Annotated in this window: 23 protein-coding genes; 12 read left to right on the forward strand and 11 right to left on the reverse strand. The window is 62.3% G+C overall.

What is annotated here, in order from left to right:
* Positions 1-31 precede the first annotated feature (31 nt).
* The 8 genes from ACFFP0_RS30410 (at position 32) to ACFFP0_RS30445 (ending at position 6,938) form a co-directional block, all read left to right on the forward strand.
* Positions 32-2,953, forward strand: a complete 2,922-nt coding sequence (locus ACFFP0_RS30410) for a monovalent cation/H+ antiporter subunit A (protein ID WP_377265997.1) — start codon at positions 32-34, stop codon at positions 2,951-2,953.
* Positions 2,953-3,291 carry a Na+/H+ antiporter subunit C gene (locus ACFFP0_RS30415; RefSeq protein ID WP_377265976.1) on the forward strand — a complete coding sequence of 113 codons (339 nt, stop codon included), beginning with the start codon at positions 2,953-2,955 and terminating at the stop codon, positions 3,289-3,291. Before ACFFP0_RS30410 ends, ACFFP0_RS30415 begins: the two co-directional genes overlap by 1 nt.
* Entirely contained in the window at positions 3,288-4,919 is a 1,632-nt protein-coding gene (locus ACFFP0_RS30420) for a monovalent cation/H+ antiporter subunit D (protein WP_377265977.1), read from the forward strand. Before ACFFP0_RS30415 ends, ACFFP0_RS30420 begins: the two co-directional genes overlap by 4 nt.
* A 1-nt stretch (position 4,920) precedes the next feature.
* Positions 4,921-5,397, forward strand: a complete 477-nt coding sequence (locus ACFFP0_RS30425) for a Na+/H+ antiporter subunit E (RefSeq protein ID WP_377265978.1) — start codon at positions 4,921-4,923, stop codon at positions 5,395-5,397.
* Complete coding sequence (locus ACFFP0_RS30430) at positions 5,394-5,675, forward strand: K+/H+ antiporter subunit F (RefSeq protein ID WP_377265979.1); 282 nt, start codon at positions 5,394-5,396, stop codon at positions 5,673-5,675. Before ACFFP0_RS30425 ends, ACFFP0_RS30430 begins: the two co-directional genes overlap by 4 nt.
* Positions 5,672-6,067, forward strand: a complete 396-nt coding sequence (mnhG, locus tag ACFFP0_RS30435; RefSeq protein ID WP_377265980.1) for a monovalent cation/H(+) antiporter subunit G — start codon at positions 5,672-5,674, stop codon at positions 6,065-6,067. Before ACFFP0_RS30430 ends, mnhG begins: the two co-directional genes overlap by 4 nt.
* Before the next feature lie 269 nt (positions 6,068-6,336).
* Positions 6,337-6,627: a YggT family protein gene (locus tag ACFFP0_RS30440; RefSeq protein WP_377265981.1), complete on the forward strand. Its 291-nt coding sequence runs from the start codon at positions 6,337-6,339 to the stop codon at positions 6,625-6,627.
* Positions 6,624-6,938, forward strand: a complete 315-nt coding sequence (locus tag ACFFP0_RS30445) for a DUF167 domain-containing protein (protein WP_377265982.1) — start codon at positions 6,624-6,626, stop codon at positions 6,936-6,938. The genes ACFFP0_RS30440 and ACFFP0_RS30445 overlap by 4 nt, the downstream gene beginning before the upstream one ends.
* A gap of 4 nt (positions 6,939-6,942) precedes the next feature.
* Here ACFFP0_RS30445 and ppa read toward each other — a convergent pair whose 3' ends face one another.
* The 7 genes from ppa to ACFFP0_RS30480 form a co-directional block, all read right to left on the reverse strand.
* Positions 6,943-7,476, reverse strand: a complete 534-nt coding sequence (gene ppa / locus ACFFP0_RS30450; protein WP_377265983.1) for an inorganic diphosphatase — start codon at positions 7,474-7,476, stop codon at positions 6,943-6,945.
* Positions 7,477-7,627: 151 nt separating this feature from the next.
* Positions 7,628-8,134, reverse strand: coding sequence for a GNAT family N-acetyltransferase (locus ACFFP0_RS30455; RefSeq protein WP_377265984.1), 507 nt, complete (start codon positions 8,132-8,134; stop codon positions 7,628-7,630).
* Between the two features lie 205 nt (positions 8,135-8,339).
* The gene (gene typA / locus ACFFP0_RS30460) at positions 8,340-10,157 is read right to left on the reverse strand and encodes a translational GTPase TypA (protein ID WP_377265985.1); all 1,818 of its coding nucleotides are present in this window, start codon (positions 10,155-10,157) and stop codon (positions 8,340-8,342) included.
* Positions 10,158-10,276: 119 nt separating this feature from the next.
* Complete coding sequence (locus ACFFP0_RS30465; protein WP_377265986.1) at positions 10,277-11,077, reverse strand: ABC transporter permease; 801 nt, start codon at positions 11,075-11,077, stop codon at positions 10,277-10,279.
* A gap of 3 nt (positions 11,078-11,080) precedes the next feature.
* Entirely contained in the window at positions 11,081-11,875 is a 795-nt protein-coding gene (locus tag ACFFP0_RS30470) for an ABC transporter permease (protein WP_377265987.1), read from the reverse strand.
* Complete coding sequence (locus ACFFP0_RS30475) at positions 11,872-12,861, reverse strand: ABC transporter ATP-binding protein (RefSeq protein WP_377265988.1); 990 nt, start codon at positions 12,859-12,861, stop codon at positions 11,872-11,874. Before ACFFP0_RS30475 ends, ACFFP0_RS30470 begins: the two co-directional genes overlap by 4 nt.
* A 126-nt stretch (positions 12,862-12,987) precedes the next feature.
* Entirely contained in the window at positions 12,988-15,078 is a 2,091-nt protein-coding gene (locus ACFFP0_RS30480; protein WP_377265989.1) for a M3 family metallopeptidase, read from the reverse strand.
* A gap of 186 nt (positions 15,079-15,264) precedes the next feature.
* Between ACFFP0_RS30480 and ACFFP0_RS30485 the strand changes: the two genes are divergently transcribed.
* Complete coding sequence (locus ACFFP0_RS30485; RefSeq protein WP_377265990.1) at positions 15,265-15,687, forward strand: hypothetical protein; 423 nt, start codon at positions 15,265-15,267, stop codon at positions 15,685-15,687.
* A 13-nt stretch (positions 15,688-15,700) separates the two neighbouring features.
* Here ACFFP0_RS30485 and ACFFP0_RS30490 read toward each other — a convergent pair whose 3' ends face one another.
* Positions 15,701-16,342: a LysE family translocator gene (locus ACFFP0_RS30490; protein ID WP_377265991.1), complete on the reverse strand. Its 642-nt coding sequence runs from the start codon at positions 16,340-16,342 to the stop codon at positions 15,701-15,703.
* A gap of 145 nt (positions 16,343-16,487) precedes the next feature.
* Between ACFFP0_RS30490 and ACFFP0_RS30495 the strand changes: the two genes are divergently transcribed.
* Entirely contained in the window at positions 16,488-16,952 is a 465-nt protein-coding gene (locus ACFFP0_RS30495) for a MarR family winged helix-turn-helix transcriptional regulator (RefSeq protein ID WP_377265992.1), read from the forward strand.
* Between the two features lie 22 nt (positions 16,953-16,974).
* Positions 16,975-18,150, forward strand: coding sequence for a multidrug effflux MFS transporter (locus tag ACFFP0_RS30500; protein WP_377265998.1), 1,176 nt, complete (start codon positions 16,975-16,977; stop codon positions 18,148-18,150).
* 57 nt (positions 18,151-18,207) lie between these two features.
* On the opposite strand, the gene ACFFP0_RS30505 is transcribed toward ACFFP0_RS30500, so the two are convergent.
* The 3 genes from ACFFP0_RS30505 to ACFFP0_RS30515 are packed head-to-tail and all read right to left on the reverse strand — an operon-like array spanning position 18,208 to position 20,165.
* The gene (locus tag ACFFP0_RS30505; protein ID WP_377265993.1) at positions 18,208-19,431 is read right to left on the reverse strand and encodes an argininosuccinate synthase; all 1,224 of its coding nucleotides are present in this window, start codon (positions 19,429-19,431) and stop codon (positions 18,208-18,210) included.
* 33 nt (positions 19,432-19,464) lie between these two features.
* A complete protein-coding gene (locus ACFFP0_RS30510) occupies positions 19,465-19,833 on the reverse strand; it encodes a type II toxin-antitoxin system RelE/ParE family toxin (RefSeq protein WP_377265994.1) in 369 nt (122 codons plus the stop codon).
* A complete protein-coding gene (locus ACFFP0_RS30515; protein ID WP_377265995.1) occupies positions 19,830-20,165 on the reverse strand; it encodes a type II toxin-antitoxin system ParD family antitoxin in 336 nt (111 codons plus the stop codon). The genes ACFFP0_RS30510 and ACFFP0_RS30515 overlap by 4 nt, the downstream gene beginning before the upstream one ends.
* 14 nt (positions 20,166-20,179) lie before the next feature.
* Between ACFFP0_RS30515 and ACFFP0_RS30520 the strand changes: the two genes are divergently transcribed.
* The gene (locus ACFFP0_RS30520) at positions 20,180-21,037 is read left to right on the forward strand and encodes an SDR family NAD(P)-dependent oxidoreductase (RefSeq protein ID WP_377265996.1); all 858 of its coding nucleotides are present in this window, start codon (positions 20,180-20,182) and stop codon (positions 21,035-21,037) included.
* The last annotated feature ends 237 nt before the right edge of the window (positions 21,038-21,274 follow it).

A 21,274-nucleotide genomic window follows, 5' to 3' on the forward strand; every position in this document is an offset into this window, starting at 1 on the left:
GCCAGGGCATGCAAGGGGTCGGGACATTGGGATAACGTTGGGACCATATTTTCTCTTAATCCTGCTTGTCCTGCCGTTCCTCGGAAGCCTGATTTCCGTCTTTCTGCTGAATACCGCCTCCAGGGTCCTGCCCTCCTGGGTTGCGGGCGCGACCGCGCTGTCATGCCTGCTGATCGTCTTCGCCGCTTATCCGGGCGTCTCCGGCGGCGAAATCCTCCGCTTCCACGCGGAATGGGTTCCCCAGCTCGGCCTCGACTTCACGCTGAGGATGGACGGTTTTGCATGGATGTTCTCCGTGCTGATCACCGGTATCGGCTTCCTCGTGGTCGTCTACGCCCGCTATTACATGTCCGAGGACGATCCGGTCCCGCGGTTCTTCTCGTTCCTGCTGGCGTTCATGGGAGCGATGCTCGGCATCGTCCTTTCCGGCAACGTCATCCTGCTGTCGGTTTTCTGGGAGCTGACCAGCATCTTTTCCTTTCTGCTGATCAGCTACTGGCACAACACCGCCGCCGCGCGCGACGGCGCCCGCATGGCGTTGACGATTACCGGGATCGGCGGTTTCTGCCTGCTGATCGGACTGCTTCTCCTCGGCAACATCGTCGGCAGCTACGATCTCGACAAGATACTGGCGTCGGGCGATGTCATCCGCGGCCATTCGCTCTACCTGCCCGCGTTGATTTTCGTGCTGCTCGGGGCGCTGACCAAGAGCGCCCAGTTTCCCTTTCATTTCTGGCTGCCGAATGCCATGGCGGCGCCGACGCCCGTCTCTGCCTTCCTCCACTCCGCCACCATGGTCAAGGCAGGCGTTTTCCTTCTGGCGCGCCTCTGGCCGGCGCTGGCGGGCACCTATGAATGGTTCTGGATCGTCGGCGCCGCCGGGATCATCACGCTTCTGCTCGGCGCCTACTTCGCCATGTTCCAGCAGGACCTCAAGGGCCTGCTCGCCTATTCGACGATCAGCCACCTCGGCCTGATCACCACGCTGCTGAGCCTGGGAAGCCCGCTCGCCACCGTGGCGGCGATCTTCCACATGCTGAACCATGCGACGTTCAAGGCATCCCTCTTCATGGCCGCTGGCATCATCGACCACGAGGCGGGCACGCGCGACATGCGAAGGCTGAGCGGGCTATTCCGCTTCCTGCCGATCACCGGCACGCTGGCCATGGTCGCCAGCGCCGCAATGGCGGGCGTGCCCCTGCTGAACGGCTTCCTGTCGAAGGAGATGTTCTTCGCCGAAGCGGTGGAGACCCATGCGGATTCGATCCTCGACCGCATCCTGCCCTATGTCGCGACGCTGGCCAGCGCTTTCAGCGTGACCTATTCGCTGCGGTTCATCCATACGGTGTTCTTCGGCCCGCCGCCGTCCGACCTATCGAAGGAGAAGCCGCACGAACCGCCGCACTGGATGCGCTTCCCGATCGAATTCCTCGTCATCATCTGCCTCATCGTCGGCATCATCCCCGCCATCTCGATCGGGCCGTTTCTCCATATGGCCGTCGTCAGCGTGCTCGGGGCGGATACGCCGGAATACAGCCTCGCCGTCTGGCACGGTTTCAACCTGCCGCTGATGATGAGCTTCACCGCCCTTGTCGGTGGGGCCGCGCTGTATTTCGTCCTCAAGGATTATCTTGCGACCTGCGACGACGGACCGCCTCTCCTGCGCCGGCTGAAGGGCCAGCGCATATTCGAGCGCATCCTCGTGGAAGTGTCCTGGCGTTGGGCGCGACTGGCCGAGCAGCGGATCGGCACCCGCAATCTCCAGCCGCAGCTTCGCTGGGTCGTCGCGACAGGCTTCCTCGCCGGGCTCCTGCCCCTTTATCTATCCGGCTTCGAGACCCGCCCCTTCGTGTTCTCGGGTGTCGACCCCACCTTCGCATCGATCTGGCTGCTCGGCATCTGCCTCGCGCTCGGCACGGCCTATCTGGCAAAATACCACCGGCTTGCAGCGCTGGTGACGCTCGGCGGCGTCGGCCTCGTCGTCTGCGTTTCCTTCGTGTGGCTCTCGGCGCCGGATCTCGCGATCACCCAGCTCCTCGTCGAGATCGTGACGACGGTCCTCATCCTCCTCGGATTGCGCTGGCTGCCGAAGCGGACGGAGGCGATAGACGAGAAGATCACGTTGCGCGCGCGCTTCCGCCGTTTCCGCGATCTTGCGCTTGCCGTCGTCTGCGGCATCGGCATGACATTCGTCTCCTATGCCGTGATGACCATGCCCGTGCCCGATGCGATCGCCAACTACTTCCTCGAAAACGCCTATTCCGAAGGCGGCGGGCGCAATGTCGTCAACGTCATTCTCGTCGATTTCCGCGGCTTCGACACGTTGGGCGAGATCGCCGTTCTCGGTGTCGTGGCCCTGACCGTCTTTGCCCTGCTGCGACGTTTCCGGCCTGCCCCCGACAGCATGGACATGCCGGAACAGCAGCAGATCCAGAACCGCTTCGATGAAGAACGCCCGGAGCGGTCCGAGGGCGATACCGTGCGCGACTATCTGCTGGTGCCTTCGGTCATCATGCAATGGCTGTTCCCGGTCATCATCACCTTCGCCATCTACATCTTCCTGCGCGGCCACGATCTGCCGGGCGGCGGCTTCTCGGCGGGCCTGACGCTTTCGATCGCCTTCCTACTGCAATATCTGGCCGGCGGCACGCGCTGGGCCGAGGACCGTATCCGCATCCTGCCGCTTCGCTGGATGGGCGCGGGCCTGCTGACCGCGGCGGCTACCGGCCTCGGCGCATGGTTCTTCGGCTATCCGTTCCTCACCTCGCATTTCCAGTACATCGAGCTGCCGCTGATCGGGAAGATGCCCGCCGCGACGGCGCTGCTCTTCGATCTCGGCGTCTTCTCCCTCGTGGTGGGCTCGACGGTCCTCATCCTCGTCGCGCTGGCGCATCAGTCCATCCGCATCAATCGCCTGCGAGCGATCGAAGCCGAAAAGACGAAGGAGGCCTGATGGAGATCATCCTGTCCATAGCCATCGGCGTCATGACGAGCTGCGGCGTATGGCTCATCCTTCGCCCCCGCACGTACCAGGTCATCATCGGGCTTTCGCTGCTCTCCTACGCTGTCAACCTCTTCATCTTCGGCGTCGGCGGCGTGAAAACAAACGTCCCGCCGATCCTTTCCGACGACACTGCCATTTCAGCGCTCGCCGATCCGGTTCCCCAGGCGCTTGTCCTGACCGCGATCGTCATCGGCTTCGCCACCACCGCCCTGTTTCTCGTCGTGCTGCTCGCCTCCCGCGGGTTGACGGGCACGGACCATGTCGACGGCAGGAGCGAACCGAAATGACCGGCTGGATGCATCACCTCATCATCGCGCCGATCCTGCTGCCTCTGGCCGCGGCCGCGCTGCTTCTTTTCATCGACGAGCGCCAGCGCGTCGCAAAGGCGATGATCAGCCTTGCTTCCACGCTTCTTCTCGTCGGGATTTCGCTGATCCTGTTCCGGATCGAAACGAGCCCGAACGATTTCGACGGGGTATACCTTCTCGGCAACTGGGCCGCTCCCTTCGGCATCGTTCTCGTGCTCGACGGGCTTTCCGCCTTGATGCTGCTGCTGACGACGCTGCTTGCCATCGCGGCGCTGATCTATTCGCTCGCGCGCTGGCATACGGTCGGAGCGCATTTCCACACCATGTTCCAGCTCCTGCTGATGGGCGTGAACGGTGCTTTCCTGACCGGGGACCTGTTCAACCTCTTCGTCTTTTTCGAGGTGATGCTTGCCGCCTCCTACGGGCTGCTGTTGCACGGCTCCGGTCCGTTGCGCGTCAAGGCGGGCATGCACTATATCGCCGTCAACCTCGCAGCCGCCCTTCTTTTCCTGATCGGCGTCAGCCTGATCTACGGCACGACCGGCACGCTCAACATGGCCGATCTCGCAGCCCGCATCCCCGACATCGAGCCGGATCGGCTCATGCTGATGGAGGCCGGCGCGGGCGTGCTGGGCATCGCCTTCCTCATCAAGGCCGGCATGTGGCCGCTCTGCTTCTGGCTGCCGACGGCCTACAGCGCCGCATCGGCCCCGGTCGCCGGCATCTTCGCGATCCTGAGCAAGCTCGGGATCTATGTCATCCTTCGCCTCACCATGCTGCTTTTCGGAGAGGGGCCCTCGGCCGGTTTCGGATCGAGCGTATTGCTCTATGGCGGCATCGCTACCCTGATCTTCGGAACCATCGGCGTGCTCGCCTCCCAGGCGCTCGGCCGCCTCGCCGGCTTCTCCGTCCTGGTCTCGTCGGGAACGCTGCTGATGGTGCTCGGCATCAATGACGGCGCCATTTCCTCCGGCGCGCTCCTTTATCTGGTCAGTTCCACGCTGACGATCAGCGCCTTCTTCATGCTGATCGAACTTGTCGAACGCGGCCAGGATGCGGGCGCCAACGTGCTGGCCGTCACGATGGAAGCCTATGGCGACGCGGAGGAAGATGAGCAGGAAGAGGGGGACGGCGTGACCATGCCCGGCACGATGGCGATCCTCGGCACCTGTTTCGCCGCCTGCGGCATCCTGCTTTCCGGCCTGCCGCCGCTTTCCGGCTTCGTCGCCAAGTTCGCCATGCTCTCGGCGATGATGGGAACGGGCGCGATCGGCGTGCCGCCGACTGCGGCTGTCTGGACGCTGATCGTGCTGGTGATCCTCTCTGGCGTCGCGGCGCTGATCTCGATGACCCGCGCCGGCATCCGAACCTTCTGGAGTTCGATCGAGGGAACGGTCCCGCGCGTGCTCGTCATAGAAATCGTGCCCGTCATGTTCCTGCTGGCGCTGACGCTCCTGCTGACGGTGCGTGCCGAACCGGCCATGCAGTACATGGATACGACCATCCGCACCCTGAGCAACCCGGCGATCTATATCGATGCGGTGAGGAACACGCCGGTCGACGGGGGACAAGCCGATGCCGCAGGCGCCGGCGGGGAGGCGAACTGACATGCTGCCCTACCCGCTCCTCACATTCTCGCTGATCCTCATGTGGCTGCTTCTCAACGGTTTCACCCTCGGCCACTTCGTCCTGGGCAGCGTCGTTGCGGTTTTCGCGTCCTGGGCCATGGCTTCGCTTCGCCCGGACAAACCGAAACTGAGGAAATGGTATCTGCTGCCAAAACTGCTCGGCATCGTCCTTTTCGATATCGTCCGTTCCAATCTGGGCGTCGCCTCGGTCATCCTGATGGGGCGTCCCAAGGGGCATATGTCGAGCTTCCTGACCGTACCGCTGGAAATCGAGGACCGCACCGGGCTTGCGTTTCTTGCCGTCATCCTCACCAGCACGCCCGGCTCGGCCTGGCTGGAATACGACTCCCACGACCGTACGGTGCTGCTGCATGTGCTCGACGTGATCGACGAAGGCCAGTGGATCGAGATGATCAAGAACCGATACGAGAAGCTTCTGATGGAGATATTCGAATGAGCGCCATCATTGTCTTCACCGCCGTCTCCCTCGCCCAGTTGATGCTTGCGGCGGCAATGGCCATCGCGTCCATACGCATGTTCCGCGGCCCGCGCGCGCAGGACCGGATCATCGGCCTCGACACGCTTTACATCAACGCCATGCTGCTGCTCGTCACCTTCGGCATCGGCACGGGGCGGGTGATATATTTCGAGGCCGCGCTGGTGATCGGCATGCTGGGCTTCGTGGCGACGGTCGCTCTCGCCAAATTCCTCATGCGCGGGGAGGTCATCGAATGACCCAGCTCGCCGCAGACATTCCCCTCTGGGCCGCGATCGCCGTTGCGTTTTTCCTGCTCGTCGGCGCGGCGCTGGCGCTGATCGGCGCGATCGGCTTCCTGAGACTGCCGACTTTCTACGAACGTATCCATGCCCCGACCCTCGGCACCAGCTGGGGAATCGGCGGCGTCATGCTGGCATCGATGATCTTCTTCTCGGTCGCATCGTCGCGCCCGGTCCTGCATGAGATCCTGATCGGCATTTTCGTGACGGTCACGACCCCCATCACCTTCATGCTGCTTGCGCGCGCCGCATTGCACCGCGACAGGGCCGAGCGCAACGGCAACGTCCCCGAAAAGCACGGCGAGAACGAAGGTCCTGCAACGGCGCCCGCCTCACCGGCCGACACCTGAGGAACGATCCCGCGGGCGCAATCGGGCGGCCCCACTTGGAAGTCCCGGGTTTCGTTCCTACATCGGCAACGATTGCGGTCATCTGTTAACTCCTCGGATGCTATTTCCGTGGGTTAGGAGCCGTTTCCTCATTTCGTGAATGGATGCGGTTTCGCGCCTGTTATCTCGCACGGCGCAAAAAAAATTCATCAATGAAAACAATGAGAAAATGGGAATTGACACGAATTGGCGCAAACAATAGTTTGTGCGACAACGACATGGAGACGTGAATGCTCGCCCTGTTTCAGACCATCGATTTGGCCTTGAACCTCTACACATGGGTGCTGATCGCCAGCGCCATCTTCTCATGGCTCTATGCCTTCAACGTCATCAATTCGCGAAACCAGTTCGTGGATGCGGTCGGCCGTTTCCTCTACAACGTGACCGAGCCGGTGCTCCGACCCATCCGTCGCTTCATGCCGGATCTCGGCGGCATCGACATCTCCCCGGTGATCCTGCTCCTGATCATCTTCTTCGTCCGTTCGCTGATGTGGACGTCGATCTATCCGCTGTTCGCGTGAGCGCCCCCTACAGCAGGCATTCCGATCATTTGCGGCTGACAGTCCGGCTGATGCCCAACGCGGGCCGGAATGCCGTCGACGGTATCGAAACGGCTGCCGATGGCGAGAGCTTCCTGAAAGCCCGCGTCACGGCGGTTCCCGAGGACGGCAAGGCCAACAAGGCGCTGATCCTGTTGATTGCCGGGACGATGCGGCTGCCCAAATCCTCCATCTCGATCGTCTCCGGCGAAACGTCGCGCAAAAAAATCCTCCGGATCGAAGGCGATCCGGAGGATCTGGAAGAAAAACTCAGGAAGGCCGTGCAGGCCTGATCGCTTACTTCTGCGCGTTGTAGCGCTCGACCGCTTCGAGGATGAGCTTCTTGGCGACGTTGACATCCTGCCAGCCGCCGATCTTCACCCACTTGCCGGGCTCCAGATCCTTGTAGTGCTCGAAGAAGTGCTCGATCTGCTTCAGCGTGATTTCCGGCAGATCGGAATAGTTGACGATCTTGTCGTAGCGGCGCGTCAGCTTCGGCACCGGAACGGCGATGATCTTCTCGTCCTTGCCGCCGTCGTCTTCCATGACCATCACGCCGATGGGACGGACGTTGATGACGCAGCCCGGCACCAGCGGGCGCGTGTTGCAGATGAGGACGTCGATCGGGTCGCCGTCTTCCGACAGCGTGTGCGGCACGAAACCGTAGTTACCCGGATAGGTCATCGGCGTGTAGAGGAAGCGATCGACGACAAGCGCACCGGCTTCCTTGTCCATTTCGTACTTGATCGGCTGGCCGCCGACCGGCACCTCGACAATGACGTTGACATCTTCTGGCGGGTTCTTGCCAACGGAAATCGCATCGATACGCATTCTTTTCCTCGGGTCAGGTTCGACAAAGGTTATGCGTCGATAGCGGGAATCATGCTGCAAAGCAACAAGGCTTTGGGAGGAATGTTAACCTTCGGCCATGGCTGCAAGATCAGGAGCAGCTCAAATAACGGAGCCCGAAGGCCCGCTGACTTCAAGGCCAGACGAAGCCGATCTTCTTGAGCTGCGTGCCGTCGAAATCCTCCATGCCCTCGGCGACATCCGCGCCACCGTGCCGGCGGAAGAAACGCGTCGCATGCTCGCTGTCCTCCAGGCACCAGACGACGAGCCCTTCGCAGCCGAGCGATTTCAGCAGCCGCCGGCTTTCGCCGAACAGGCGCCGCCCCAGCCCGATACCCTGGAATTCGGGTCGGAGATAGATTTCGTAGACCTCGCCGTCATACGGCAGGGCGCGGGCGCGATTGAGGCCGATCGTGGCGTAACCCGCGACCTCGCCGGCAACATCGAGAACGAGAAGCGTTGCGGGCCCGCGCGTGGCCTTGCGCCACCAGACCTCGCCACGGCGCTCGAGCATCTGCGTCAGCGGCCGGTGGGGAATGAGCCCGGCATAGGCCTGGCTCCACGCCTCGCGGTGCGCTTCCGAGATGGCTCGGGCGTCTTCAGGTTCCGCCCGCCGGACATCGATCGACAACGTTTTCATAACGCTACTTTAAGTCCTGCCGTGGCCCATCCGCCATTACGCCATAAGGGGTAAGACGAATTTGCCCACAGACTTCTCATGTGGACGACTGACGCGACGTTAACGTGTTTTTAACCTTTGCCACAAGTCTTGCCGATACCAAGGCACAGAAAAAACCCCGGCATCGCTGCCGGGGTTCGGAGGGGCTTGAAATGAGGTCTTGAAATCAGGCGATCTTGGATTTTTCGTAGCGCTTGCGCTCGTTCGGATCGAGATACATCTTGCGGAGCCGGATCGATTTCGGTGTGACCTCGACGAGTTCGTCGTCCTGAATCCAGGAAAGGGCCCGTTCGAGCGTCATCCTGATCGGCGGCGTCAGCTTCACCGCTTCATCCTTGCCGGCGGCGCGGATGTTGGTGAGCTTCTTGCCCTTGAGGACATTGACTTCAAGGTCGTTGTCGCGGCTGTGGATGCCGATGATCATGCCCATATAGACCTTCTCGCCGGCGTCGATGATCATCGGGCCGCGGTCTTCCAGGTTGAACAATGCATAGGCCACGGCCTCCCCCGCTTCGTTGGCCAGCAACACGCCGTTGACGCGGCCGCCGATCTCGCCCTTGTACGGCTGGTAGCTGTGGAACAGGCGGTTCATGATCGCCGTGCCGCGCGTGTCGGTCAGAAGTTCGGACTGGTAGCCGATCAGGCCGCGGGTCGGCGCATAGAAGACGAGACGGACACGATTGCCGCCGGAAGGACGAAGCTCCACCATCTCGGCCTTGCGCTCGGACATCTTCTGCACGACGACGCCGGAATGTTCTTCGTCGACGTCGATCACCACTTCCTCGACCGGCTCCAGGAGCTGGCCGGTCTCGTCCTTGTGCATGACGACGCGCGGGCGCGAGACGGCGAGTTCGAAACCTTCGCGGCGCATGTTCTCGATGAGAACCGCAAGCTGCAATTCGCCGCGGCCGGAGACGAAGAAGGAATCCTTGTCCGGGCTTTCCTCGATCTTCAGCGCGACATTGCCCTCGGCTTCCTTGAAAAGGCGGTCGCGGATGACGCGGCTCGTCACCTTGTCGCCTTCCGTGCCCGCCAGCGGGCTGTCGTTGACGATGAAGGTCATGGTGACGGTCGGGGGATCGATCGGCTGGGCCTTCATCGCCTCGGTGACGGCGGGATCGCAGAAGGTATCGGCGACCGTGCCCTTGGAGAGACCGGCGATGGCGACGATGTCGCCCGCATGCGCTTCCTCGATCGGCTGCCGCTCGATGCCGCGGAAGGCGAGGATCTTGGAAATACGGCCCTGCTCGATGAGCTTGCCGTCCTGGCCGAGCACCTTGACCGCCTGGTTCGGCTTGATCGTGCCGGAAGCGATGCGGCCGGTGATGATGCGGCCGAGGAAGTTGTTCGCTTCGAGGATCGTGCCGATCATGCGGAACGGGCCTTCCTCGACTTTCGGCTCCGGTACGTGCTTGACGACGAGGTCGAGCAGCGGCGCCAGGCCTTCGTCGCTCGGGCCGGCGGGATCATGGTTCATCCAGCCGGCGCGGCCGGAACCGTAAAGGATCGGGAAATCGAGCTGCTCGTCGGTGGCGTCGAGCGCCGCGAAGAGGTCGAAGACCTCGTTCACGACTTCCTCGGCGCGGGCGTCCGGGCGGTCGATCTTGTTGATGGCGACGATCGGCCGAAGACCGACCTTGAGCGCCTTGCCGACGACGAACTTGGTCTGCGGCATCGGGCCTTCGGCGGCATCGACCAGCACGATCGCGCCGTCCACCATCGAAAGGATGCGCTCCACCTCGCCGCCGAAGTCGGCGTGGCCGGGCGTATCCACGATATTGATGCGGGTGTCCTTCCACTCGATCGACGTCGCCTTGGCGAGAATGGTGATGCCGCGTTCCTTTTCGATGTCGTTCGAATCCATCACGCGTTCCATGACGCGCTGGTTGTCGCGGAACGACCCCGACTGTTTCAGGAGCTCGTCGACAAGGGTCGTTTTCCCATGGTCAACGTGCGCGATGATCGCGATGTTGCGAAGTGCCATATTCAAGATCTCTGAGGCTGCGGCGCGATAGCTGGGAGGAAGCGCCATATTTCGTTGGGGCGCCTAATACATGCTTTTTCGCATTTGCGAAAGGGGGACGGTGATCGAGGTTTCGGCGATCAGCCGCCGGCTCCCTGGTAGCGCCGCAGGCAGAAGCGCCAGAAGGTTATCGCGACCAGCACGCAAACGGGGCCGGCGGCGAGCGATGCCGCGACCGCGCCGGAACCGAGATAGGGCACCGGCCGGCCGAGCAGCGCCGCCACGGGGACATAGGCCATGTAACCGAGCGGGATGACCGTCACCAGCGCAAGCTGGAGGGAGGGAGCGAAAATGGAGGCGGGATAACGCGAAAGCTCCCAGAAGTCGAAATAGATGCCGAACAGATAACGCGCCCGGCCGAGCACCAGCGCGCACGCCCCGATGACGGTGACGACCGAGGCGGTGATCATCGCCGCGCTTGCAAGACTGGCCACCAGCTGCAGGACGACCGGCAGGCTCCAGACGATTCCGGCCTGCGGAAGAGCCCAGACGATCAGGCCGAAGCCAAGCGCGATATGTCCGCCATATTCGATGTTGAAGCCGGAAAACACCAGGAAAGCCCAGGGGTTGACGGGCCGGACCAGCAGGGCGTCGAATTCGCCGCTATGCACCAGTTCCTCCATGCGCCGCAATTGCACGAAGGTGAAACAGGCTCCAAGCGCATAACCGAGTGTATGGAAGCCGAGCAGCAGGGCCATTTCCGGCCATGACCAGCCGCCGAGCTGCCGGAAGCGGGCGAGAATGATCCAGACGGACATGAAGACGCTGGCATAACCGAAGGCCTGCGCGATCCATGCGATGATCAGGCTCGCACGGAACTCCAGCCGCGTCCGGATGCGCAGGCGAACCAGATAGAGCATGAGTGACAAGGTCTCGCGCATGCTTCACCCCCCTTGAACGACGACCAGGCGGCAGGCGCGCGACCAGAGGAGGGTCGCGATTCCGCCCAGTATGCACAGCCAGACGACCCCGATGAGAAGCTGGGCCAGCGACGCGCCGAAATCCAGCCTGCCGAGATAGACCGCCATCGGCTGGTAGGTAATCCACGAAAACGGCAACGCATGCGCGATCCCGGCAAGCCCCGCCGGAAAGAACCACAGGGGCACGAGCCCGCCGGACAGCACGGCAAGCAGTCCACGCAGGAGCCATTCCAGCGCGTGCGCATCCAAAACCCAGAAGGCGAGCAGTCCGACGATGATGCCTGTCAACATCAGGATCAGGGTGGACAGGGCAAGATAGAAGATGAACAGGACGCCGTGCGGCACGCTCGCGGGAGCCTCGAGCCCATAGAGCAGGCCCATGACCAGGATCACCGGCAGGGAAACCGCCATCATACTGAAAAGGCGCGCCCCAAGCTGCTGGGCAAGCAGCATGAGCGGATAGCTCGCCGGCCGCAGCAGGGTGCTGGCGATGGCGCCGGTTCTGATCGTCGCACCGACATCGCGGACGACGGCCGTCGAATCCCAGCTGGACAGGAGCGTGCCGCCGATGAGCGCATAGGCGATCATCTGGTCCAGCGAAACGCCGTCGACATCCGCCCGGCCGCCATAGACGGCCTTCCAGATCGAAATCCGCGCGAACACCTCGACCAGCCCCCCGAGGATCATCACGAAGGTCTGCAGACGATGCATCGCCTCGGTCCGGAACGACGCCAACATGAGGGCAAGCAGCGCGCTCATGCCGGCACCCGGGATTGATAGTGGTTGCGGATGACCTCTTCTATCCCCGGTTCATGGAGCCGGACGTCTCGCAGGTCAGCGTCGGCCTGCAGGGCGGTCATGATCTGCACCAGCGACCGCCCGTCGTCCTCCAGCAGGAATTCCCGGACAAGCCCCTCTCCACCAGCAGGCTCCGCCCCGGAAACCCGCACATCCCCCGGTTCGCCGGCAAATTCCAGCGTGAGCCTGCGCCGCGCCCCGAAGGACACGCGCAACGCCGAAAGCGAGCCGTCGAACAACAGCCGCCCCTCGTCCACCATGATCAGCCGCGGGCAGATCTCCTCGATATCCTGCAGGTCGTGCGTCGTCAGGATGATGGTCGTGCCACGCTCGCGATTGATGCGCGCGAGAAACTTGCGCACGACATCCTTGGCCACGACATCGAGGCCGATCGTCGGCTCGTCGAGGAACAGGATCTTCGGATCGTGCATCAGCGCCATGGCGATCTCGGCCCGCATCCGTTGGCCGAGGCTGAGCTGCCGCACCGGACGCTCGATGAAGGTCGTCAATCCCATCATCCCCGTCAGCTCGGCGAGATTCCTCCCGAAGACGGCATCCGGGACACGGTACATCCGCCGATGCAGCTCGAAACTGTCGACAAGCGGCAGGTCCCACCAGAGCTGCGTGCGCTGCCCGAAGACGACGCCGATCTCGAATGCGTTGGCGACCCGTTCCTGGTGAGGCTGCCGGCCGAGCACCCTCACGGAACCCGCGGAAGGCGTCAGGATGCCGGTCAGCATCTTGATCATCGTCGACTTGCCGGCACCGTTGGGACCCAGATAGCCGACGGCCTCCCCGGCCTGGATGCTGAAGGAAATCTCCTCTACCGCGCAGATTGGCCGCGTCACGGGAGCGACGAAGCCGCGCAGGGCGCCGACGAAACCGCTCTGGCGCACCCGCTGATGGAACTTCTTGCTGACATTCTCCGCGATGATGATCGACTTCACTTGGGGGACACCTCTGACGAAGAGAATCTCCCCCGGTCAGAGGAGTGGGCGGAACCTACACGAGACCCACTGATTCTGCTGACCAATTGTTTTGATGGGACCTATTCCCGAAACGACTGAATGGCGTCATGCGTCGCTGCCGGCAAGCTCCTCCGCCATGGCCAGCCCCTTCTTGCGAAGCATCGCCTGCGGGTCCGGCAGCTTGCCCCGGAAAGCCTTGTAGGTATCCTCCGGATCGATCGATCCGCCCACCGAATAGATGTTGTTCTTGAGCTTCCGGGCCATCACCGGATCGAAGACGTTGCCCGTCTCCTCGAAGGCCGAGAAGGCGTCGGCATCGAGCACTTCCGACCACATGTAGGAATAATAGCCGGCCGAATAGCCGTCGCCCGAGAAGACGTGCTGGAAATGCGGCGTCGCGTGGCGCATGACGATAGAGGCAGGCATGCCGATCCCGTCGAGCACCTCTTTCTGCACCGTCATCGGGTCTTCCACCGCTCCGCGGGTGTGGAAGGCCATGTCGACCAGCGCGGAGGACGTGAATTCCACCGTCGCGAAGCCGGCATTGAAGGTGCGCGCGGCAAGCACCTTGTCGAGCAGCGCCTTTGGCATCGGCTTGCCGGTTTCGTAGTGCACGGCATATTTTTCGAGGATTTCCGGCACGGTCAGCCAATGTTCGTAGAGCTGCGAAGGCAATTCGACGAAATCACGCGAAACCCCGGTACCCGAGACGGAAGGATAAGTCACGTCGGACAGCATGCCGTGCAGAGCATGGCCGAATTCGTGGAAGAGCGTTCGGGCGTCGTCGAGCGACAGCAGCGCCGGCTTGCCTTCGGCGGGCTTTGCGAAGTTGCAGACGTTGTAGATGATCGCCAGCTCGCCTTTCGCGCCGTTCTTCATCGGCAGTTTGTGCTGCGACTGGAAGGAATTCATCCAGGCGCCGGAACGCTTGGAGGAACGTGCGAAATAATCGCCCATGAACAGCGCCTTCAGCACCCCTTCCCTGTCGCGGATTTCGAAGACCCGCACATCCGGATGGTAGGCGGCGACGCCTTTCACTTCGACTGCCCCGATGCCGAATAGCCGCCCGGCGACGTCGAAGCACGCCTCGATGACCTTTTCGAGCTGCAGGTAGGGCTTCAGCTCCGACTCGGAAAAACTGAACGTCCGTTCGCGGAGCTTTTCGGCATAGTGACGCCAGTCCCACGGCATGACCTGATGGTTCTTGCCTTCCTCCGCGATGAGGCCGCCGAGGCTTGCCTCCTCTTCCAGCGCCTTGGCGCGCGCCTTTTCCCAGACCTGGCGGAGCAGCGTATTGACCGCGTCCGCCGTCTTCGCCATCGTGTTGTCCAGCTTGTAGGCCGCGAAATTCTCATATCCCAGCAGCCTGGCCTTTTCGGCACGCAGCGCCAGCGTTTCGCGGACGATGGCGAGATTGTCCGTCTCGCCGCCATTCGCGCCGCGCGCCACCCATGCCTTGAAGGCCTGCTCGCGCAGGTCGCGCCGCGTCGAGAAGGTCAGGAAGGGCTCGATGATCGAGCGCGACAGCGTCACGACATATCCGTCCTCCTCGCCCCGTTCCCGGGCGGCGGCGGCCATGGCGTCGCGCAGGAATGGCGGCAGGCCGTCGAGTTCGGCCTCGGCGAAGAGTTTCAGGGACCAGCTTTTCTCGTCGCCGAGCACGTTCTGCCCGAAACGGGCGCCGAGACCCGCCAGCTTCTCGTTGATATCCGCAAGCCGCTCCTGCTCCGCATTCGGCAGCTTGGCGCCGGCGCGCACGAAACCCTTCCAGTGGCGCTCCAGCACCCGCTCCTCTTCCACCATCAGCCCCAGGTCCTGGCGGCCTTCCCAGAGCCTGTCGATACGGGCGAAGAGGGCCGCATTCATGCCGATCTTCGAATAATGGCGCGACAGTTTCGGCGCGATCTCCCGTTCCAGCGCCTGGATATCCGCATTCGTGTGCGCACCGGCCTTGCCCCAGAACAGCGCCGAGACGCGCGAAAGCTCGTCGCCCGCGACTTCCAGCGCAACGACCGTGTTCGCGAAGGTCGGCTCTTCCGGATTGCCGGCGATCGCATCGATCTCCGCTTCGTGGGCGGCGAGCGCCGCATCGAAACCGAGCGCGAAATCCTCGTCCTTCACCTGATCGAAGCGCGGCAGACCGTGATGGCCGTTCCATTGCACCAGGGCGGGGTTCGGCGAAAGATTGGAAGACATGCAAATATCCCTCAAATTGATGCGTCGTCACTCATATAGGAGAAGGCGGCGAGAAAGGGTATGCGACCTTTCCCTTTCGATTCCCGACAAGAAATCACACACAATAATTAACGGTTATTAACCATTTGACGCACCGCAGCACTCGTGGGTACTTTTCGACAGTATCCGATGAGTCAGGATATAGCCATGGAAATTAGTTCCTTGCGCTGGTCTACCCATTTCCTGCAGCGGGAACATTCTCGAAACGGCAAGATCGAGAAGCCTTCCCAGCAGGAAGGCAGGCATGGCCAGATCAACTTTCAGCTGCCCGAGACGGGAGATGCGCCGATCAATTTTTCGGAGATCACCCCACGGGACCTGCGTGCGCTCGCCTGGGAGAACTATCAGGCCGGCAAGATCGACCAGGATACCTATATCACGCTTTCCGAGGAGCTTCCAAGCCATGCGGTCGATGCCCAGGGGCAATTGATCGACCTCTCGCAGGTGACCGACGAGACCGGTTTCAATTTCCACGACGATTACCGCAACCAGCTCGAAATCGCCATGTCCCTCGGCAATACGCACCGTGCCGACATATTGCGCTCGGTCATGGCCTTCCTCGAAGTCTGACGGGGTCGCCGGTTCAGGCGCGGCGGTATCCGAAAAGGCCGGGCGCCGAATGCCAGAGCGCCTGCAGCGCAAAACCGATGAACAGCAGGCCGGAAAGCCGGACGATCGTTCTTTCGTGCTTGCGGTAGAAACGCCGGACGACGCCCGCGCCGATGATGCCGATAAGCACGAGATCCGCCGTGAGAAACCCGAGCAGCGAGACGGCGAGCAATATCGGCAGCCCGGCAAAGTCCAGCGCGTCCGCGGAACCGGCCAGCAGCGCCGTGAAAGTCGCAAGCGCCACCGGATATCCCTTGGGGTTGGTAAGGCCGAAGATCAGGCCGCGCCGCAAAGGCCTCTCGACGGTCACCAGCGCCCCGCCGTCCTTCTTCGGCTTCGCCCTGAGCGCGCTCCAGCCGATCCAGCCGAGATAAAGCCCGCAAACGATGCCGAGCACGTCGAAGAAGGTCGTACCGACCGTCTTAGCGCCGATGATCGCCACCAGCGCCAGCCCGGACCAGAGAATGTCTCCGGCCAGATGCCCGCCCATGAAGAAGGCCCCAGCCTGACGCCCCTGCCCGGCTCCGATACCGAGAAGCGCCAGGAACGCCGGACCTGGAATGAGCGTATAGGCGAGCGCCGCAAGGAAGGCGCCGGCAAGCAGGGAAGAGGACATGGGGACTCCAGCGGAAGATCGAGCCATCATGCCGCAGGTTTTACCGCTGTCAATGCGCCCGGGGCTCTGTTTTCCATTTGCCTGGCACCGGAAAGATAGTAAGGGGGCCTTATGAAATCCTCCGCATAGTGAAGGGGGCCGGGACATGGACACATTGGGCTTTCTGATCGTCGACAGCGCACGTCTTCTGCGCGCCGCCTTCGAGCGTCGCATCGCTCAGGCCGGCCTTGGCCTGACCCCGGGCGAAGCGCGCGCGCTCCTGAACATCGCCGGCGCCGACGGCAGCCGTCAGCTCGATATCGCCGCCCGCATGGGCGTCGAGCCGATGACGCTCTGCGCCTATCTCGACAAGCTGCAGGCACTGGGGCTGATCGAGCGGCAGCAATGCTCCCTCGACAGGCGCGCCAAGCGGGTGACCCTGACATCGGCCTCGGACGAGATGATCGGCTCGATTCGAAAGGAGCTGAACATCATCGTCGAACAGGCGACCGAAGGACTGAGCGAGGAGCACAATCGCCTGCTCCGCGAGACCCTCGCCGTATTCAACGCCAATCTCCAGGCCATCGCCCCCTCCCAGGCGCCGCAGACCGTATCCCATGAAAGCCGATAGCGTGCCGCCCGCTCCTGCGCGGATGAGCGAGCGCCGCACGACGATCATCGGCGCCCTGCTGACGGCGATCGGGCCGATTTCCATGGCGATCTACACGCCGGCCATGCCGGAGCTGGTGCATGCTTTTGCCACGACGGAAGCAGCGATCAAGATGTCGCTGTCGCTTTATTTTGCCGGCTTCGCCCTGGCTCAGCTCGTTGCCGGGCCGGTATCGGATGCCTTCGGCCGCAAGTCGGCCTCGCTGAGCTTCCTCGCCATCTATCTCGCCGGTTCGCTGATCGCCGTCCTGGCGCCGACCGTCGAGTGGATTCTTGCCGGCCGCCTGATCCAGGGCATCGGCGCCTCGGTCGGCATCACGGTGTCGCGGGCCATCGTGCGCGACCAGTTCACCGGGGCGGAGGCGGCCCGCATCATGAACACGATGGGGATCATCCTGGCGATAGGCCCGGCAGCCGGCCCGACCATCGGCGGCCTGTCGCTGGCGGCCTTCGGCTGGAAATCGGTCTTCCTGCTCATGGTCGGCTTCGGCGCGATCCTGATCTTCATCTCCACCGCCTGCCTGAGGGAAACCACGGTGCCGGACAGGAGCAGGCTGCAGCCGGCCCGGCTCCTGCGGGCCTATGCCGAGATCAGCACCGTTCCGCGCTTTCTCTGCACTTCGCTCGTCCTGGGCGGATGCGTCGGCGCGCTCTACGCGCAGGCGGCCGTCCTGCCCTTCATCCTGATCGACCAGGTCGGCCTCACCCCTACCGAATACGGCATGGGCATGCTGATGCAGTCCGGCTTCTTCATGATCGGCTCGGCATGCCTGCGACTGGTGTCGAAATGGCTTCCGGCGCATCGGGCGCCCGCTCTGGGCCTGCTGTTCAGCGGCGGCGGCGGCATCGTCATGGCCCTTTGCGTCTATTTCCTGCCGCCGTCCTTCCTCTCCATCATGGGGCCGGTGGCGATCTGCACCTTCGGCACGGCCTTCGTGACGCCCTACATCATCACGGCGGGCCTTGCCCCCTTTCCCCACATCGCCGGTTCGGCCTCCGCACTGATGGGCTTCATCCAGATGGGCGCCGGCTTTGTCGGCGGCGTGGTCGCCGCCTCCATCGGAACTCCTCTGCATGCCTTCGGCATCGTCATTCCGACGATGCACATCCTCGCCGTCCTCGGGTACCTCGGCTATCTGGCAACCAGCCGCAAGGAATGAAAAAGCCCGCCCCTCTTTTCAGGGGGAGGGCCTCGGCAACCTTGGAAAGCCTTTAGCTTATTTGCTGAGATTGCGCTTTGCGAGCGTGCGCAGGCGCAGCGCGTTGAGCTTGATGAAACCGGCTGCGTCCTTCTGGTCGTAGGCGCCCTGATCATCCTCGAAGGTGACGAGCTTGTCCGAATAGAGCGACTTGTCGCTCTCGCGGCCGATGACCATGACATTGCCCTTGTAGAGCTTCAGCATCACTTCGCCTTCCACATGCTCCTGGCTCCTGTCGATGAGAGCCTGCAGCATTTCGCGTTCCGGCGAGAACCAGAAGCCATAGTAGATAAGCTCCGCATAACGCGGCATCAGCTCGTCCTTGAGGTGGGCGGCGCCCCGGTCGAGCGTGATCGATTCCATCGCCCGGTGGGCGGCAAGCAGGATCGTGCCGCCGGGAGTTTCGTAGACGCCGCGGGACTTCATGCCGACGAACCGGTTCTCGACGAGGTCGAGGCGGCCGATGCCGTTGTCGCGGCCATAATTGTTGAGCGTGGTCAGCAGGGTCGCCGGCGACATTTCCACGCCGTTGATCGAAACGGCGTCACCCTTGCGGAAGCCGATCTTGATGACGGTCGCCTTGTCGGGGGCGGCCTCCGGGGAAATCGTGCGCATATGCACGTATTCCGGCGCCTCGACGGACGGATCTTCCAGGACCTTGCCTTCGGAGGAAGAGTGTAGAAGGTTGGCGTCCACGGAGAACGGCGCTTCGCCCTTCTTGTCCTTGGCGACCGGGATCTGGTTCTTCTCGGCGAATTCGAGCAGGTCGGTGCGGCTCTTGAACGCCCAGTCGCGCCACGGCGCGATGATCTTGATGTCCGGGTTCAGCGCATAGGCCGAAAGCTCGAAGCGCACCTGGTCGTTGCCCTTGCCGGTGGCGCCGTGGGCGATCGCATCCGCGCCGGTCTTCCTGGCGATCTCGATCAGGTGCTTGGAGATAAGCGGGCGGGCGATCGAGGTGCCGAGCAGGTAGACGCCTTCATAGACGGCATTGGCCCGGAACATCGGGAAGACGAAATCGCGCACAAATTCCTCGCGCACGTCCTCGATGTAGATCTCCTTGATGCCGAGCATCTCGGCCTTCTTGCGGGCCGGCTCCAGCTCCTCGCCCTGGCCGAGGTCCGCGGTGAAGGTCACCACCTCGGCGCCGAGCTCGGTCTGCAGCCATTTCAGGATGATCGAGGTGTCGAGACCGCCGGAATAGGCGAGAACGACTTTTTTAACGTCTTTCGGAAGTGCCATGTCGATTTCAAGTCCGTCTGCGGGTGGCGGCGGTTATAACCGTCGGATCGGGAATTGCGGCACTTTTAGCGAGTTTCTTGGAGCACGCAAGAAAAACCCGGCGAAATGGATCAGAGGTGCCGACCGATGTTCATCCGCCGATGCAGGATACGGACGTATGGTGATCCGCATAGACATTTGGCGATAGATGATAAAATGAGAATTATAGGAAAGTGCCCAGTATCCATGCCTGATCTCATCGATCTTTCTACCCGTCTTCTCGCCGGCAGCAAGTCCCTTGCAGAAGTCGCGGATGCCAAACGTATATTCTTCAGCCTGGTCAGCACCCCAATTATCCTCAGTATAATCGTATATGCGATCGATATCCGCGATAGCCTTTGGTGTGAAAATGAGGGCTTTCATCGCTGGCGGCGCAACGCCCGTTTCTTTGCGATGAACTCATCGAAATCAAAAGGCCGGGGCTCGTCGGATGCCTCGCCTTCCTCGATTGCGGCACGAACAGCCTCGATTCCCGCTTCGCTGTCGCGCAGCAGCCGCAGGGCCGCCTCGACAACTTCGCTCGCCGAACTATAGTGACCTTCACCGACTTGTCTGTCGATAAATTCGGTCAGTTCCTCATCCACGGTGATCGATGTCATCTTGCCCATAAGCCGGTCCCATGTGACGCATCTGTCATGTTGACAGGATTTGGCCAGGATACCATATCCCGACGAGCCTTTGAACAGCAGCGTCATAGAGGAGACTTTTTATGGCCGTTACTCATCCCGCTCTGAAGAAGGAAAATGTCGCCGTCGTCACCGGTGCCGCTTCCGGCATCGGCCTTGCCGCGGCACGGGAATTCGCCCGCCTGGGTCTTTCCGTCGTGCTTGCCGACCTTGAAGGCGATCGTCTTGCCGATGCCTGCCGCGAAGTCGCCGCCCTCGCCGAGGACGGCGAGACGGATGTCGTCGCGATCGGCACGGATGTCTCCAGGCCCGATGAGATCGCCGCCCTCGAACGCGCCGTACTGCAACGGTTCGGCCGCGTGCATGTGCTGATGAACAACGCGGGCATCCAGCCCGGCAGCAGCATCTTCGGCCCGCAGGCGAACTGGGACAACGTCCTCGCCGTCAATCTTCTCGGCGTGATCCACGGCAGCCGCGTCTTCGGGCCGGGCATGATCGCCCATGGTGAGCCCTCGCTCATCATCAATACCGGCTCGAAACAGGGCATCACCACGCCGCCCGGCGATCCTGCCTACAATGTCGCCAAGGCCGGCGTGAAAGCCTTCACGGAAGCGCTGCAGCATGAACTGCGCAATACGCCGAACTGCAATGTGACCGCACACCTGCTGATTCCCGGCTTCGTCTTCACCGGCCTTACGAAACGTGACCGGGTGGAAAAGCCGGCGGGCGCATGGACGCCGGAACAGACGGTCGAATTCATGTTGACGGGGCTCGAACGCGGCGACTTCTATATTCTCTGCCCAGACAACGAGGTGGATCGCGCCACGGACGAACGTCGCGTCCTCTGGGCGGCCGGCGATATCGTCGAAAACCGCCCGCCGCTGTCGCGCTGGCATCCCGATTTTGCCGAAGCGTCGAAGGAATTCATCGCAAGGCGCTGATCGCCTACAGCGTCGGCCCGAAAATCGAAATCGATTTTTGGAAAGCACGATGCGTCGATTCAATAAGTTAGAGCGTCCTTTGTGCATCCCAAAGGACGCACGGCGCTCTAATACTACAGTTGCGTTTGATTTCTTGTTTTATAGTGCGAGATCATGGCGGAAGCCTGATGTGCCCGTCGCCAGAGAGACCATGCGAGAATAGACCGCACTCTGATCGGCGGCGGCAGCAGGAGACGT

Origin of the sequence: Neorhizobium puerariae (assembly GCF_042429745.1) — a bacterium.
Lineage (GTDB): Bacteria > Pseudomonadota > Alphaproteobacteria > Rhizobiales > Rhizobiaceae > Neorhizobium > Neorhizobium puerariae.